Origin of the sequence: Micromonospora sp. DT43 (assembly GCF_049841645.1) — a bacterium.
Taxonomy (GTDB): Bacteria; Actinomycetota; Actinomycetes; order Mycobacteriales; family Micromonosporaceae; genus Micromonospora.
The window spans coordinates 67522-81263 of sequence record NZ_JBNCKR010000022.1; the positions used below are offsets into that span (position 1 = coordinate 67522).

Consider the following 13742-nt stretch of genomic DNA (forward strand, 5'->3'; position numbering starts at 1 on the left):
CACCCCCGCTGTGGTACGGCCGACCCACCTGTCCGGGCACCGACGGTTCCGGAGCCGCCCGAACTGGGTATGGATTTGATCAACGCACCACCGACAAGCTCCACGTGGACGAGAGGTCAGCGCCATGATGATCACTACTTTCGGCTCCGCAACCGCTTCCGAGGTGCGGCGATGAGCGCCGTGGCGAACCCGGCGACCGTGGGTGAGTGCCTGCGGGTGGGCGCGGGGTTCTCCCAGGGCGACCGCAACTGGATCGCCGAGCAGTTCGCCACCCTCGACGCCCGGCTGGCCGGTTTCCACGCCGACGCCACCGAGCTGGAGGTGTCGGTGAAGGACCGGGAGGCCCGGGGTCAGAAGGTCACCCTGGAGTGCTGGATCGCCGGCCGGCAGAAGATCGTCACCACCTCCGCCGAGGAGGATCTGCACGCCGCCCTCAACGACGTCCGCGACGACCTGCGCCGGCGGCTCAACGACGCGAAGACCCGGCAGGAGCCCCGGCACAACAAGCACCTGCGGGACGTCCCCCGGCCGCAGGGCGAGGTCGACCCGACCGACGAGGACGCGCTCCCGGCGGCCGACCCGAACCGCGCCGACGCCGAGACGGCCTGACCCGCGCGCACCCTCCACGGCCGCCCGCGATCGTGCACTCTCGGTCCTCGTCACGCGCCTTCTACGCGTCATGCCGGGGCAGCAAGTGCACGATCGCGGGTGCCGGAGGGCAGGTACGGCCTGGGGCTACCGCCGGGTAGGTTGGCGGCGTAGCGTCGCGTCCGTGGAACCGGACGTGTTGGGGCCGCCCTACGAGCGGCAGACGATCGACCTGGGCACCGACGACGAAGGCCCGGTAGTCGCGACGCTGGTCCGGCGGCGGGCCGAGCGCCCCACCGGACGGGCGGTGCTCTACGTGCACGGCTTCGTCGACTACTTCTTCCAGACCCACCTGGCCGACTTCTTCGCCGAGCGCGGCTGGGACTTCTACGCCCTCGACCTGCGCAAGTACGGCCGCAGTCTGCTCGCGCACCAGACGCCGAACTTCTGCCGCGACATCAGCGACTATTTTCCCGAGTTGGACGCCGCCGCCGAGATCATCCGGTCTGACGACGGGCACGACACCCTGCTGGCGATGGGCCACTCCACCGGCGGCCTGATCCTCTCGCTCTGGGCGGACGCCCGCCGCGACGCCGGCACCGTCGACGGTCTGGTCCTCAACAGCCCGTTCTTCGACTTCAACGCCCCCTGGGCGGTCCGTCGACCCCTCGCGGCCGCCATCTCACGGCTGGGCCGCAGGGCGCCGCACCGCATCGTGCCGTTAGGTCTGGGCACGGTGTACGGCGAGAGCCTGCACGCCGACCACCGCGGCGAGTGGACCTACGACCTGGCGTGGAAGCCGCTGGCCGGGTTCCCGGTGCACGCCGGCTGGCTGAACGCGATCCGCGCCGGTCAACGCCGACTACGCGCCGGCCTGGACATTCCGGTTCCGGTGCTGCTGGCCTGCTCGACGCGCTCCTTCCGGGGCACCAGGTGGCACGACAACGCGACACTGGCCGACGCGGTGCTGGACGTCGAGCACATGGTCCGCTACGCGCCCCGCCTCGGCCGGCACGTCACACTGGCCCGCTTCGACGGCGGGTTGCACGACCTCACGCTCTCCGGCCCCTCGGTACGGAAGAAGGTCTTCGACGAGGTCGGCCGATGGGCCGAGGCGTTCCTGGCCGCCGGCCCGACCGCACCGGCCGACCCCGCGACGACCGAGACGAATCCGATCGACACCGCCCCCACGGACCCCGTCCCGACCGGCGACGGCCCCCGAGTGCCGGGCAGCCGGCAGCCGACGGCCGGTTACGCCGAGGCGACGCCCGTCGGCGACTGACACACGCCGAGTCCTGCCCCCGAGCCGAGACGGCGGCCGTCCGCGACCGACGCGCGCAGCGCCCGCCCTCAGCTCAGGCGAGCGGACTGGGCGCAGATCGCCGACGCGTCCGACCGGGACCGATCGGCGCTTTCCGTCTCAGGCGTCGCCGGGTGTGGCCGGGAGGACGGCCCGGATCCGGTCGAAGGTCGCGACCGGGTGACAGTCGATGCCGGGCAGCACCAGGCCCAGGCAGTACAGGGCCACCTCCCCGGTGGCGTCGGGCTGCACGACGAAGACGGGCGCACCGACGTACCCCGCTGGCAGTTCGCTTGTGATCCGCACGTCGTCCCCGTCGCGGACCACGCGCTCGATCCCCACCTCCAGGGGGCGCGAGTCGTCTTCGCGTACCCCATGGGCCAGCACGAAAGCGGAACTGCCGTCGGCGGCGAGGGCCGCGACGGCCTCGGGCCCGGCGGCGATCGTGGCCGGGACCGGCTGCACGCGCCACCGCCAGCCGCCGTCGCCGGCGTACCGGTGCAGGCCTGCGGTCGGCAGTACCGCGACCCCGTCGCTCGGGAAGCGGGCCCAGCCGGGCACGATCTCGCTCTCCGCGACGGCGTCCGGCGCGACGCCTGCCGGCTCGGTGACGCTCGCCCGCAGGCCCAGCTCACCGCCCGCAGGGCCGACCAGGTCGGCCGCCGTCAGCAGCGCCTCCCCCACCGGGTCGTCGCCGTCCTGGAAGAAGAAGGCGGTGCCGTGGGCGTCGGCCGTGCGGTACGGCAGGATGGCGCGGCCGACGACCTGGCACAGCTCGTAGGCGACGCCGCTCTCGGCGTCGGGGTCCAGCAACACCAGCCGAGGGTACGGGCTGCCGAGTGGTCGACCTGCGAGAACCCGGATGCCTGTCGCCCGGCCTTCGTGAGACCCTGCTCGACGACGCGGACGGGGGCACCCTTTACCCCGGCGTGCCCGGGGTCGGCGGTACCCTTCTGGCGCGACATCCACGCCGCGCGCCCGTAGCTCAGCGGATAGAGCAGGGGACTTCTAATCCCAAGGTCGTAGGTTCGAACCCTACCGGGCGCACAGGTACTTCTCTCAGCCGACTGGCTTCCGTGGAGCTGTTCGTGGAGCCATCGAGCTGCTGACTCCCTGCAAGGACTGAGCGTCAACGACCGTAAGGTTGGCCGGCCGGGGTGTGCAATGCCCTGGCCGGCCATCTCGTGAAGGAGGCGGCGGTGGGACTCGGCGTGTATCGAGAACCAGGTGCACGAGCAACGCTATGCCGGCGTGGAAGCAAGCTCCTCGCTGGAACGCCTGGTGACGGCGAGCAACCGGGAGCGGCACCACCTGGTGTCGAGGATCGATTCCTACGGCGACGCCATGATCAACCTGATCCAGCTGCCGCAGTTGACCGCGGAGCTGGACGAGATCGCGAGCCGCAAACCGGAACTCCGGGTCGACGTGCAGGCGCTGGGGGCGCTCATCGAGGAGGCGACCCGGGCGCGCGGATATCTCTGGATCTCCGGTGACTGAGGCCGGCCCCGGCCGGGACGGACAGGTTGGCCGCAGAAGGTGCAGGTCGCGGTCGGTCTGATGATCTGATGTGGACATGGAGCGAAGCTACGACCATGACAGCGTGGGCTACTCCCGAGCCAGCATCAGGGTGATCGGCGAACGTCCCGCCCGCCGGGCCGGCAGCGCCGTGGCGAGCAGGCCGACAACCAGCGCCAAGACGGCGAACAAGGCGATCTGCGCCGCGGGGAACGACAGGACAGCCGTGAGACTCCAATTCATCGCCGCAGCCACCGCCCAGCCGAGGCCGACCCCGAGCACGATACCGGCGGCCGCGCCGAGTGTCACCACGAAGAAGCCCTCCGCCATCAAGGTACGGCTCAGCTGCCGCCTGGTCAGCCCGAGAGCCCGCAACAAGCCGGACTCCCGTGTCCGCTCGACGATCGACAGCGACAGCGTGTTGGCCACGCTGAAGAAGGCGATCAGCACCGACAGCCCTAGTAGCGAGAGCAGTAGGCCGCGCAACGTCGACATCGCCTCAGTCCACTGCTTGATGCTCTGGGCACTGCTCACCGGAGTGATCGCGGGTTGCCCGGCGACCACGTCGGTGACGGCACGACGAAACGCCGCGTCGGTGGCGCCCGACGCCTGGGTCACGTAGACCGCCGACACCGGTAGCGCCGGTGCGACGCGGGTCAGGTCGTTACCCGAGACGGCGAACGGACCGAGTGGCGACATGGCGTCCAGGAGTGCCACCACGCTGAGGGTGAGTTCGGTGCCGTTCGCAGATCTGGCAGTGAGCCGATCGCCCACCTCGACCCGCAGCTGACGCGCCAGCTTCGCTTCGAGAGCCACCTTGCCGGGACCAAAGCCGCGCAGCGAACCCTCTGCCACAGCGGTCGGGGCTGCACGAGCGACCGTGTCGTCCACACCCTTCATCCGGATCGCCCGCCCGTTCACGATGACCTCGGTCGCCGAGCTGGGGCCCCGAGCGCCCACCACGGCGCCGACCTCCGGCCGGCCCTCCAGGGCAGCCATTACGTCCGTGCTGGCCGTGGGGGTCGCGGAGTCCACCCGCAGCGTGTAGGCGAACGGGAAGTTCTGAGCAAAGTCCTCCTCGATCGAGCGTGTCGCGGCCGCCGCGATCGTGCTGACCACGGTGACAAGGGTCAGGCCGATGCAGAGCGCCGCCGCTGTCGTGGCGGTCCGCTCCGGATTGCGGCGGGCGTTCTCCCCGGCGAGCCGGCCCGGGTGCCCGAGGATCCGCCCGAGGATGCGGCTGGCCGCGGACCCCAGGCGCGGGATGGCCAGCGGCGCAAAAATCAGCACCGCCGTGATCAGCGCCAGCGCGCCGACCACCACCGCGGCGATCGGGAGACGACCGGGCTGGGCGAGGGTGCGGGCGGCGACGACCCCGCCGACGACCAGCACGGCGGCGAGCGACGCCAGCACGGTCGCCGTGCGGCGGCGGCGACCGGCAGAGCGCACCGGCGGCGGCGCCGCGTCCCGCAGGGCCTCCACCGGTCGGATGCGCGAGGCCTTCAGGGTCGGGCCCACGGCCGCCAGCATCGCGACCACCGGACCCAGAACGAACGCGACCAGCGCCGTACGAGGCTCAAGGAGCGGCGTGGCACCTCCGACGTCGATGCCCTCGCCCGAGCCGAAGACCCGCAACAGCACCCGCGCCGCGGCCAGGCCGAGCACCAGGCCGACCACCGAGGCAAGGAACCCGAGTAGCGCGGACTCTCCCAGTGCCCCCACGCGGACCTGCCGCCGGGTCGCCCCGACGCACCGCAGCAACGCCGTCTCCCGCAGACGTTGCGCGAGCAGGACGGAGAAGGTGTTGTAGGCCACGACCCCAGCGACGATCGTCGTGATGCCAGCGAACACCAGCAGGGCGTTGCTGAACCCGTCGAGGTCGCGGGCAGCGTCGCGGGCTTCCTGTGCCCGAACGGCCGCGCCGGTACGGACGGCGTACCGGTCACCCAGTTGAGCGATCAGGCGGTCTCGCAGCGCCTCCTGCGACAGCCCTGAGGCTGCCACGGTCTCGATCCGGCCGAACGCGGTCGCCCTCAACAGTTGGACGGCCACCGCGTCCGTGGTGCCGACCACCACGCCGTCACCGAGGTCGTCCCGGCGGGTGTCCACGTCCATCAGACCCGTCACGGTGTACGGCTGCGGCCGGGCACCGGAGCCGGCCGTGAGCAGCAATTGATCACCGATTCCGATCCGCTGCTCATTGGCGGTGTCGCGATCGATTGCGATGTCGGTGGGACCGGCCGGGGCCTGCCCCCGCACGAACCTGACGTCCCACAGTTGGGACTCGTCGGCGATCCCGATCAGTTGGGTACGGCTGGGCGCGGCTGTCAGCGTCCGGCCGTCCGGTCTGGCGGCCTTCACCGGCCCCCAGACCTGACCATGCGCCGCGGCCACTCCGTCTACCGTGGCCACCTCGTCGAGCAGCGCCGCCGGCACGGTCCTGGCACTACCCGCCACGTCCTGTGGCTGACGTTCCACCACCACGTCGAGTGTGGCTGAGGTCCGGGTGAGTTGGTCCAACAGTGCCGCGCGCATCGTATCGGTCACCATGAGCGTGCCGGCCACGAAGGCGACGCCGAGCGCGACGGCGAGCCCGGGAAGTAGCAGCCGCGATGCCCGATGCACGACATTTGCCCAGACCAGCTTCATCATCGGCCCTGCTCCAGCTTCTTCAAACCCCCCAGGACCAGGTCGGCGGTGGGTTCCATGAGTTCGCTGACGACGGTGCCGTCGACCAGGAAGAGCACCCGGTCGGCGCAGCTCGCCGCGACCGTGTCGTGGGTCGCCATGACGGCGGTGAAGGCGCCGGAAGGGAACATGACATTTGCTCCCTCCAATGCCTCTATCGCAGACTCGCTGGCACCGAATCGTTTGCGCATAGCGGCTCCGGCCAGAGCGGGAGGGACGACGGTCTGCACTGGCTCCTCCTCGAAAGTTCACGTCACCGATTTCGGCCACACTTTATACCGACCCAAACCGTGTAATAGCGGTGTCGGATCCGCATCTTCCGTCGTCACGGCCTCCATAGCCCTGGGCCAACTCCATCTCGGAGTCGTCTGGCCGACGAAGGCCGCCCCTTGTGCACCTCCGAACTCCGAAGCCGCTGAGCCCCGGAGCCTCACGCGACCCATGAGGAAGGGTGAGCCCGCCGTGAGCCCGGACGGCCACAGATCAACCGCTACAGACCAACACTGAACGGCACGCCCAGAGGTGTCTATCTGGACAGATAGACACCCCTAGGACTGCTGGCTCAGTTGGGCATCGAGTTCGTCGAGCGCGTCACGGACATACTCCTGCCCGAGGCCGTCTGGCAGCGTGACACGGACCGCGAAGACGAGTTCCACGAATGCCTGCCGCAGCGTGTCCAGCTCGGCCTCGGTCAGCTCGATGCGGTACCACGACGCCCTGGGAGCCTTGGCCGGTTCGTCGACGAGCCTTCGGGCGACGGTCTGGGCCAGCGCGTACGGGGTGCCGGTCCGCGTGTCCCACTCGTCATCGCCCAACTCCTCCGCCGCGCACGCAACGAGCTGCCCCCAGCGGCGGAACTCCGCCGGATCGCCGCGCAGCTCGTACCCGGTGGGATGCAGCCGCACGGCCGTACGGGCGATCGGTACGTCGTCCAGGCCGACGCTCATCTCGCCGAGTTCGAACTGAACGATCTGCCGCTGCCAGCCCCGCGCGATCTCCAGCGCTCCCGCGGGGTCGGCACCGGCCAGCAGCAGCGCACGGCTCACGGCCCGCTCGTCCCGTTCGATGGCGTGCATCAGCGCGGTGTGCCCGTTGCCGTCGACCGCGTTCGGATCGGCGCCCGCGGTCAGCAGCACGTCGACGGCGGCATGGTCGCCGCGCCGAGCGGCGAGGATGAGCGCCGGAGTGCCGTCGGAGCGACGCGAGTTCGGATCGGCGCCGTGGCTGAGCAGGATGCGGATCGTGGCTGGTGCGGCCGATCCCAGCACCGCCCGCACGATCGGGGCCTCCTTGCCAGGCTCTGCACCCACACCGAGGTCCAGCAGGTAGCGCAGGACGTCCAACGCCGCCGGCTGGGGTCGGTGCCAGGTAGCGGCGATCGCGTTGGTGAGAAGGCTGCCACCGTCGGTGCCCTCGACCTCAAGGGCACCACTATCGACGAGGAGCCGGACGACGCCGAGATGGCCGTTGCGCACCGCCGACTGCAACGGCGACTCGTACTGCGGCCTCCTCGCCCGCAGCGACGCCCCCGCGTCGACCAGCAAGCGAGCGATCTCCAGGTGCCCTGTACTCGCCGCCTCGGACAGCACGGTGGCCGTGTAGGGGCTGGCGGCCGAGTCGGGGTCGGCGCCGTCTGCGAGCGCTCTCGCCACGGCCACCGGATCGGCCGCACCAACCGCCGCGACAAGCTCTGCATCAGCATCCACGACGACGACCCTATGCGGCGCGTGTCGGGAGGACACCTCGATAACCGCACGCGGCACGGCCGCGTACATCCTCAATCCATCGACGGTCGTACAGTGGGGATCGTCCTGGCCCCAGTGATCGTGGCGGGTGTGTTCCCCTCTGCCCGCCCGGAAGGAGCACAGTGAACCGACCCCTCAGGACCGCGCTCGGCGTCGCCCTGACCGCCGCCCTCCTGACCTCCGTCGCCGTCGCGCCCGCCCATGCGCACGCCGGGAGCCGACCGCCGGCCGTCATCGACCTGCCGGACGGATTCCAGCCCGAGGGCATCGCCACCGCCGGCCGTTACGCGTACTTCGGTTCCCGCGCGACGGGCGAGATCTACCGCGCCGACCTGGTGACCGGCCGGGGCACGACGATCAGCGCACCCACCGGCACCCCGTCGCTCGGCCTCAAGGTCGACCCGCGCGGCCGGCTGTTCGTCGCCGGCGGCACGGCCGGTGACGCTCGCGTGCTCGACACCCGCACGGGCGAGGTGCTGGCGCGCTACCAGTTCGCCACCGCCCCGACGTTCGTCAACGACGTCGTCCTGACCCGCGACGCCGCGTACTTCACCGACTCCAACCGGCCGGTGCTCTACCGACTGCCGCTCGGTCGCGGTGGCGCGCTGCCGCCCGCCGACGGCTTCACGACCATCGCGCTGACCGGCGCGTATCAGCAGGTCGGCACCGGCGTGAACATCAACGGCATCGTCGCCACCCCGGACGGCAGGGCGCTGATCGTCGTCCAGTCCAACACGGGCACGCTGTTCCGGGTCGATCCGGCGACCGGCGCGACCACAGTCGTGGCCGTGCCCGGCTACACCTTCACCAACGGCGACGGCCTTCTGCTGCTCGGCCGCACCCTCTACGTCGTGCAGAACAGCCTCAACCAGATCGCGGTGGCCACGCTGAACCGCGCCGGCACCGCCGGAACGGTCACCGGCACGATCACCGACCCGAACTTCGACGTGCCCACCACAGTTGCCGAGGCGTTGGGCCGGCTCTACCTGCCCAACGGCCGCTTCACGACGCCACCGACCCCGACCACGCCGTACACGGCAGTCGCGGTCCGCGCCCACTGACGAGCCCAACCAATGGGGTACGCCGGCGGGTCGATGGGCGCCCGTGCGCCCACGTCCCGCCAGCCGGGATGACGCGGCAGACGGTGATCGTTTGGCGGGCTTGGTATGAGGCCCGCAGGATTGCCGCGCTGGCTGACCTGCCGCATTCCGCGTGACGTTAGAGATCACGCCAAACGTGCGGCTCCTGGTAGGCATGCCATCCGCGAAAGAACCAGTCCGTCAGATCCCGCAACCGCTCCCGACAATCCTGGTAGTACTGCGCAGGTTGCGGCCGAGGGAAGTTCGGGTGCGCGGTCCACTCCGCCACGAAGTGTGAGACCTCGTAGAACCCGTCAGCCATCCAGCGTGGCAGGTCATCATGACCTTCGTACTGCTCACAGCCCACCCGCATCGCCTGCTCCAACCGGCTGAACGCCGCCTGGTCCCAGACGAGTTCACCGCGCAGTCGGAGCAGGAAGCCCCCCTCCACGGACTCGAACTCTCGCCTCAGCACCCTCAACGCGTCATCCACGTCTGCATCGTGGCAGCCTGGTACGACGACTCGGCACCGTCAAAATTATTCAGACACGCGACACTAGTGACTCTCGCGTCAAACTGCCGGTTCTCTGGGGTGATAAGCCTGTGCGTTTGTTAGTGCTCGGAGGAACGTGGTTTGTAGGTCACGCGATTGTCAGGGCGGCTATCGGTGCCGGCTGGGAGGTGACAACGTTCAACCGAGGCAAATCGAGCCCCTTCCCGGAGGCCGCTCGGCTCGTACGGGGTGATCGAACCCAACCGGAAGACCTGGCTGTCCTTGCCGCCGCTGGCCCCTGGGATGCCGTGGTCGACACGTCGGGCTACGTCCCGAGCAACACCCTCGCCGTCGCCCGCGCACTCGCGCCCGTCGCCGCCCGCTACGTCTTCATGTCGACGCTGAGCGTGTACCGGGACTGGCCAATCAAGCCGTTGGATGAGCGGTCCGAGGTGCTCGACTGTCCGCCGGACGCCGACGCAGACTTCGGCACAGACACCGAGGACGGGCCAACCAGCTACGGCTACCAGAAGGCTGGTTGCGAGGCTGCGGCAGTCGCCGTGTTCGGGGCTGACCGGACCACGATCCTGCGGCCCGGCGTCGTACTTGGCCCGCGTGAGTATGTGGACCGCCTGCCCTGGTGGCTGCGCCGCGTGGCTGCCGGCGGAGAGGTGTTGGCGCCGGGCTCGGCAGAGCGGGCCATTCAGCCGGTCGACGTCCGCGACCTGGCCGCGTTCACCCTGCAAACCATCCGTGACCAGTCGTCTGGCTCCTTCAATGTCTGCGCTCCCATTGGCAGCGCGACCTTCGGAGACTTGCTGACGCTCTGCGGCCACTCGACGCACGCCGACGCGTCCTTCACCTGGGTGCCTGACGACTTTCTGCTCGCGCAGGGCGTCCGGCAGTGGTCCGAGCTGCCGCTCTGGCGCACCTTCGACGGGGTGTGGAGCGTCGACACCTCCGCCGCGCAGGCCGCTGGCCTCCAGAGCCGCCCGCTCGAATTGACCGTTCGGGACACCTGGCGGTGGTTGGTCGAGAGCGAAGACATCAGCGGCCACGACCGCGCCGCCGAGATCGGAATCAGCCGAGACAAGGAAGCAAAGGTTCTGGCTGCCTGGCACCGCTCAGACAAGCGGTCGGGCTGAGGTCTCCAACCGCCACTCCGCGATGCGCTCACCGAGCTGCCGTGCCTCGGCATCGCCGCTCCACGGTGCCTCGTTCAGCAGGTGTTCTATCCGATCCAGCCGACCGGTCAGCGAGACGTTGCGCCCCTGCGGTGGCAGCGCCAGCACAGCACGCAACGCTTCCGTAGCGCCGTCCTTGTCCCCCATGTGGAGGTGAGCGGCGGCCATGTCGATGTTCGTACCGTTGATCTGCGAATGTGGCCGCCGCGCTGCCGGCAGCGCTTGATAGACCCGCAGTGCATCGCCCGCGTACTTTGCGGCCTGCTCGCCGTTGCGGAGGTCGAGCCAGGCAGCGGCGGCGCAGGCTGCGGCGCGTGCAGCTCCGAAGGCAAACTCCCCACCGGTCGTCACAGCCAGCTCATCGGGCCTGCCTTCTGCCGCCTCGCTGTCTCGCTGGGCGGCGTCCAGCACGCCAGCAACCGATACGGGGTCATCGAGCAGAGCATGAGAACGAGAAGCGATGTAGCGGAGGCGCAGCTTCGGTTCACCGTCAGGGGCCACCCGCATTGCACGGCCGAAGTAGCTGATTGCCGTGTCCGGCTCGTTGCGCCAGTTCGCCAACGTCATCTGCAGCCCGTACGTCCATGCCTTCAATGACGCGTGACCGGCAAGATCTGCGTACTGCGTAGCTGCCCTGGCCAGCGTCGCCGACTCATTCCAGTGCCCGAGGTCGAAAGCGGTGGAGGCCATGAGTGCTGCGCCCTGGCCGATGACCACGAACAGGTCAGCCAGATCTCCCGGCCGCCGCGTCCGGTCGGCGAGTGCTCGGGCATCGTCACGCAGCCGCCGAGCGCTTGAGAACGTGTCGAAGGCTGTCATTCCAACAGACCGCGCGAGGACCCCCATGTCCTGTTGCAACGTTTCAATCGAGTCATGCGGCACCCCCGTGCTCGACAGCAGTGAGTCATGGGCGACCGCATCCGCGGCATCGCTCACGGCATCACCAAGATCACCTCCGCCACCAGCGCCTCCCTTTCGGGCAACGCCGTCGATGTGTTGGAAGAACCGCGATCTGGCCGCGTCCGAAAGCCTGTCGACTGCGACGTCCAGCAACTCCTGGTTCGCGCTGCCGGGCACCGTTCCCGGCCGGCTGTGCCAGTACGCAACGGTTCTGACCGCGATGCCCAGCCAGGCCGCGAACCCCTCGTTCGTCATCCCGGCGGCAGCTTGCAGCGCACAGGCGAGGCGTCCACTCCACTGACCCATCCTCGCCATCGCGCCTCCCGCGCCTGTGTTGCATCGGATTGCCGCTCGTTGCACCAGCTTTGCATGGGCGCATCGTCCGACTTCGACTTCACTGGATTCAGTAAGCCGATACAAGCACCAGAGGACGTGCGGTGACCAGCATCAAAGACGCGGCCCGGGGGCGGCTATGCGGGCCGGACCAGCATCGAGCGTGTCTGTCGTACCCAATATGAAGGCGGCCCCCGACCAGCGCAGCCACGCCGATCGAGGGCCTTGATCGCCTAACGAGGAGGCGACCCGTGAGCACCGTACCCACACTGCCCGCCTGCGGTGAACCCGCGACGATCCGCATCGAGCTGTACTCGGCAGACTCCCTGGACGCCTGTGCGTACACCTGCGTTGACCACACCATCCGCGCGACCGCAGCCGCTGCCCGCGCCGGGCTGGAAGCCCACCTGCTCGGCATGGCACCTGACGTCGAGCGGTCCTGCGGCCATGTGTTCGTCTTCCCGACCGGCGCTCTTGGCGAGGCCCCAGCCGATCGCTTGTCGCCTATGGCCGCAGTGCCGACAGGAGCAGATCCGTCACCTCCGCCGGATGCGTGACCATCGCCAGGTGATGGGCGTCCATGCTCCAGACCCGGTAGCCGCGTTCCTCCGCCTGCTCTGCCGTGGACTGGTACGCGGCACTCAACCGGAGGTAGATGTGTCGGGCCGAGTGCCATGCCTCGCGCGGTGCGGGTAGCACCTCGGAGACGACCTGCCATGGCAGTTCGGGTATGTCGTGGAGCACCCGTCTCCGCTGTTCGGGGTCCGTCAGGACATCGGCTAGGGAGGCCCCGGGAAACCAGGTGTCCCACCGTGGCAGCCGGCCCGACACCACCATCTCCCGCAACCACGTGGCCCGTTCCGGCGTCAGCGATCCGATCCAGCTCGTGCCCGGATGCGGCAGGCGGGCATCCAGGAAGACGACGTCGAGCCGGTCACTGCCGACGGCGTCGGCGATGCCCGGCAGGTAGGCGCCGGCGCGGCTGTGGCCGACGACGACGGTAGGCGCACCGGAGGTGACGGTGGCAGCCGCCGCGCAGACGGCCGCATGGAAGGACGGCGACTCGATCAGGGGGCGAAGGTTCAGGACCACCACGCGCCACCCCGCCGCTTCGAGAGGTGTACGCAGTGCGTCCCACGTCGCAGGAGTGAGGAGCGGGCTGTGGACGAGGAGCATCGTTGGTTCGGCGGCCACAGTCGCATCCTGGTTGCCGGACCGTCATCTGTACAGCCGAGCCCTGGTGGCGCACGGGCTGAGCGGGATTCAGGTGGCGCGTAGACCGTCGCGGACGACGGCGATGACGCGGTCGCGGGCGCCGGTGTCCGCCGGGTCGACCTCCCGCGCCAGGCAGCCGCTCATCAGGGCCTTCACGTCGGCGAAGGTGATTCCATCCCGTACCGCGCCCGCGTCCTGGGCGGCCTTCAGCAGGGCGTGCAGCCGACCTGACACGTCGCTACCGGCCTCGACGGCAGCCGACTCGATGTCGAATCCGGCACCGGCCAGCGACTCCGCCAACCCACGGTGGTCGGTGCCCTCGTGGATGAGCTCGGCGAAGAAGGCAAAGAACGCCGCCCCCGGATCCTCCGTCGCCGCCAGGGCGTCCGCCCTCGCGGTGAGCACTGCCATGCGATCGAGCAGGACGGCCGCGAACAGCGATTCCTTCGTCGGGAAGTGGCGGCTGACCGTGCCGGTGCCCACCCCGGCACGTCGGGCGATCTCGTGGACCGGCACGGACAGCCCATCGGTGGCGAATGCTTCCGCCGCCGCCCGCAGCACCAACGCCCGATTGCGTCGGGCATCGGCGCGCGGCGCTCGCGGAGGCTTGCCCGTCATCGAGTTCCATCTCCTACCTGTCCAAACGGGATGGCCATCCCGTATATTCACTCCATCCGGGACGATGGTCCCGATTATAGGGAT

Annotated in this window: 13 protein-coding genes and 1 tRNA gene; 6 read left to right on the top strand and 8 right to left on the bottom strand. The window is 69.7% G+C overall.

Going from position 1 to position 13742, the window contains the following annotated elements; genetic code table 11:
- Positions 1–171 precede the first annotated feature (171 nt).
- Both ACLQ26_RS31950 and ACLQ26_RS31955 read left to right on the top strand, forming a co-directional pair.
- Positions 172–609: an HPF/RaiA family ribosome-associated protein gene (locus ACLQ26_RS31950; RefSeq protein WP_425748075.1), complete on the top strand. Its 438-nt coding sequence runs from the start codon at positions 172–174 to the stop codon at positions 607–609.
- Between the two features lie 163 nt (positions 610–772).
- Positions 773–1870: an alpha/beta fold hydrolase gene (locus ACLQ26_RS31955; protein WP_425748076.1), complete on the top strand. Its 1098-nt coding sequence runs from the start codon at positions 773–775 to the stop codon at positions 1868–1870.
- Between the two features lie 138 nt (positions 1871–2008).
- Here ACLQ26_RS31955 and ACLQ26_RS31960 read toward each other — a convergent pair whose 3' ends face one another.
- Entirely contained in the window at positions 2009–2704 is a 696-nt protein-coding gene (locus ACLQ26_RS31960; RefSeq protein WP_425748077.1) for a hypothetical protein, read from the bottom strand.
- A gap of 158 nt (positions 2705–2862) precedes the next feature.
- Between ACLQ26_RS31960 and ACLQ26_RS31965 the strand changes: the two genes are divergently transcribed.
- Together ACLQ26_RS31965 and ACLQ26_RS31970 are read left to right on the top strand one after the other, a co-directional pair.
- Positions 2863–2935: transfer RNA gene (locus ACLQ26_RS31965), tRNA-Arg, on the top strand.
- Between the two features lie 204 nt (positions 2936–3139).
- On the top strand, positions 3140–3385 hold the full coding sequence (locus ACLQ26_RS31970) for a hypothetical protein (RefSeq protein ID WP_425748079.1): 246 nt from the start codon (positions 3140–3142) through the stop codon (positions 3383–3385).
- A gap of 108 nt (positions 3386–3493) precedes the next feature.
- Here ACLQ26_RS31970 and ACLQ26_RS31975 read toward each other — a convergent pair whose 3' ends face one another.
- The 3 genes from ACLQ26_RS31975 to ACLQ26_RS31985 all read right to left on the bottom strand — a co-directional run bounded on the left by ACLQ26_RS31975 (position 3494) and on the right by ACLQ26_RS31985 (position 7866).
- Complete coding sequence (locus ACLQ26_RS31975) at positions 3494–6055, bottom strand: ABC transporter permease (RefSeq protein ID WP_425748080.1); 2562 nt, start codon at positions 6053–6055, stop codon at positions 3494–3496.
- Complete coding sequence (locus ACLQ26_RS31980; protein ID WP_425748081.1) at positions 6052–6222, bottom strand: hypothetical protein; 171 nt, start codon at positions 6220–6222, stop codon at positions 6052–6054. The genes ACLQ26_RS31975 and ACLQ26_RS31980 overlap by 4 nt, the downstream gene beginning before the upstream one ends.
- A 417-nt stretch (positions 6223–6639) precedes the next feature.
- Positions 6640–7866 carry an ankyrin repeat domain-containing protein gene (locus ACLQ26_RS31985; RefSeq protein WP_425748082.1) on the bottom strand — a complete coding sequence of 409 codons (1227 nt, stop codon included), beginning with the start codon at positions 7864–7866 and terminating at the stop codon, positions 6640–6642.
- Between the two features lie 92 nt (positions 7867–7958).
- Here ACLQ26_RS31985 and ACLQ26_RS31990 point away from each other — a divergent pair, with 92 nt between their 5' ends.
- Positions 7959–8897, top strand: coding sequence for an SMP-30/gluconolactonase/LRE family protein (locus tag ACLQ26_RS31990; protein WP_425748083.1), 939 nt, complete (start codon positions 7959–7961; stop codon positions 8895–8897).
- 157 nt (positions 8898–9054) lie between these two features.
- Here the strand turns inward: ACLQ26_RS31990 and ACLQ26_RS31995 are convergent, their stop codons facing one another.
- The gene (locus tag ACLQ26_RS31995; RefSeq protein WP_425748084.1) at positions 9055–9408 is read right to left on the bottom strand and encodes a hypothetical protein; all 354 of its coding nucleotides are present in this window, start codon (positions 9406–9408) and stop codon (positions 9055–9057) included.
- A gap of 110 nt (positions 9409–9518) precedes the next feature.
- On the opposite strand from ACLQ26_RS31995, the gene ACLQ26_RS32000 reads away from it, so the two are divergent.
- Positions 9519–10553 (top strand): NAD-dependent epimerase/dehydratase family protein, encoded by a 1035-nt coding sequence (locus ACLQ26_RS32000; protein ID WP_425748085.1) that lies wholly within the window; start codon positions 9519–9521, stop codon positions 10551–10553.
- Here the strand turns inward: ACLQ26_RS32000 and ACLQ26_RS32005 are convergent.
- From ACLQ26_RS32005 to ACLQ26_RS32015, 3 genes are all read right to left on the bottom strand, one after another.
- On the bottom strand, positions 10533–11747 hold the full coding sequence (locus ACLQ26_RS32005) for a hypothetical protein (RefSeq protein ID WP_425748087.1): 1215 nt from the start codon (positions 11745–11747) through the stop codon (positions 10533–10535). The genes ACLQ26_RS32000 and ACLQ26_RS32005 overlap by 21 nt on opposite strands.
- Positions 11748–12329: 582 nt before the next feature.
- The gene (locus tag ACLQ26_RS32010; RefSeq protein ID WP_425748114.1) at positions 12330–13001 is read right to left on the bottom strand and encodes an alpha/beta fold hydrolase; all 672 of its coding nucleotides are present in this window, start codon (positions 12999–13001) and stop codon (positions 12330–12332) included.
- Between the two features lie 87 nt (positions 13002–13088).
- The gene (locus ACLQ26_RS32015) at positions 13089–13658 is read right to left on the bottom strand and encodes a TetR/AcrR family transcriptional regulator (protein ID WP_425748088.1); all 570 of its coding nucleotides are present in this window, start codon (positions 13656–13658) and stop codon (positions 13089–13091) included.
- Between the last annotated feature and the right edge of the window lie 84 nt (positions 13659–13742).

Bases quoted from the DNA above. Each gene is read 5' to 3' on its own strand.
- ACLQ26_RS31950 (WP_425748075.1), top strand. From the start codon at position 172: ATGAGCGCCGTGGCGAACCCGGCGACCGTGGGTGAGTGCCTGCGGGTG.
- ACLQ26_RS31975 (WP_425748080.1), bottom strand. From the start codon at position 6,055: ATGATGAAGCTGGTCTGGGCAAATGTCGTGCATCGGGCATCGCGGCTG.
- ACLQ26_RS31980 (WP_425748081.1), bottom strand. From the start codon at position 6,222: ATGTTCCCTTCCGGCGCCTTCACCGCCGTCATGGCGACCCACGACACG.
- ACLQ26_RS31985 (WP_425748082.1), bottom strand. From the start codon at position 7,866: ATGTACGCGGCCGTGCCGCGTGCGGTTATCGAGGTGTCCTCCCGACAC.
- ACLQ26_RS32005 (WP_425748087.1), bottom strand. From the start codon at position 11,747: ATGACGAACGAGGGGTTCGCGGCCTGGCTGGGCATCGCGGTCAGAACC.
- ACLQ26_RS32010 (WP_425748114.1), bottom strand. From the start codon at position 13,001: ATGCTCCTCGTCCACAGCCCGCTCCTCACTCCTGCGACGTGGGACGCA.
- ACLQ26_RS32015 (WP_425748088.1), bottom strand. From the start codon at position 13,658: ATGACGGGCAAGCCTCCGCGAGCGCCGCGCGCCGATGCCCGACGCAAT.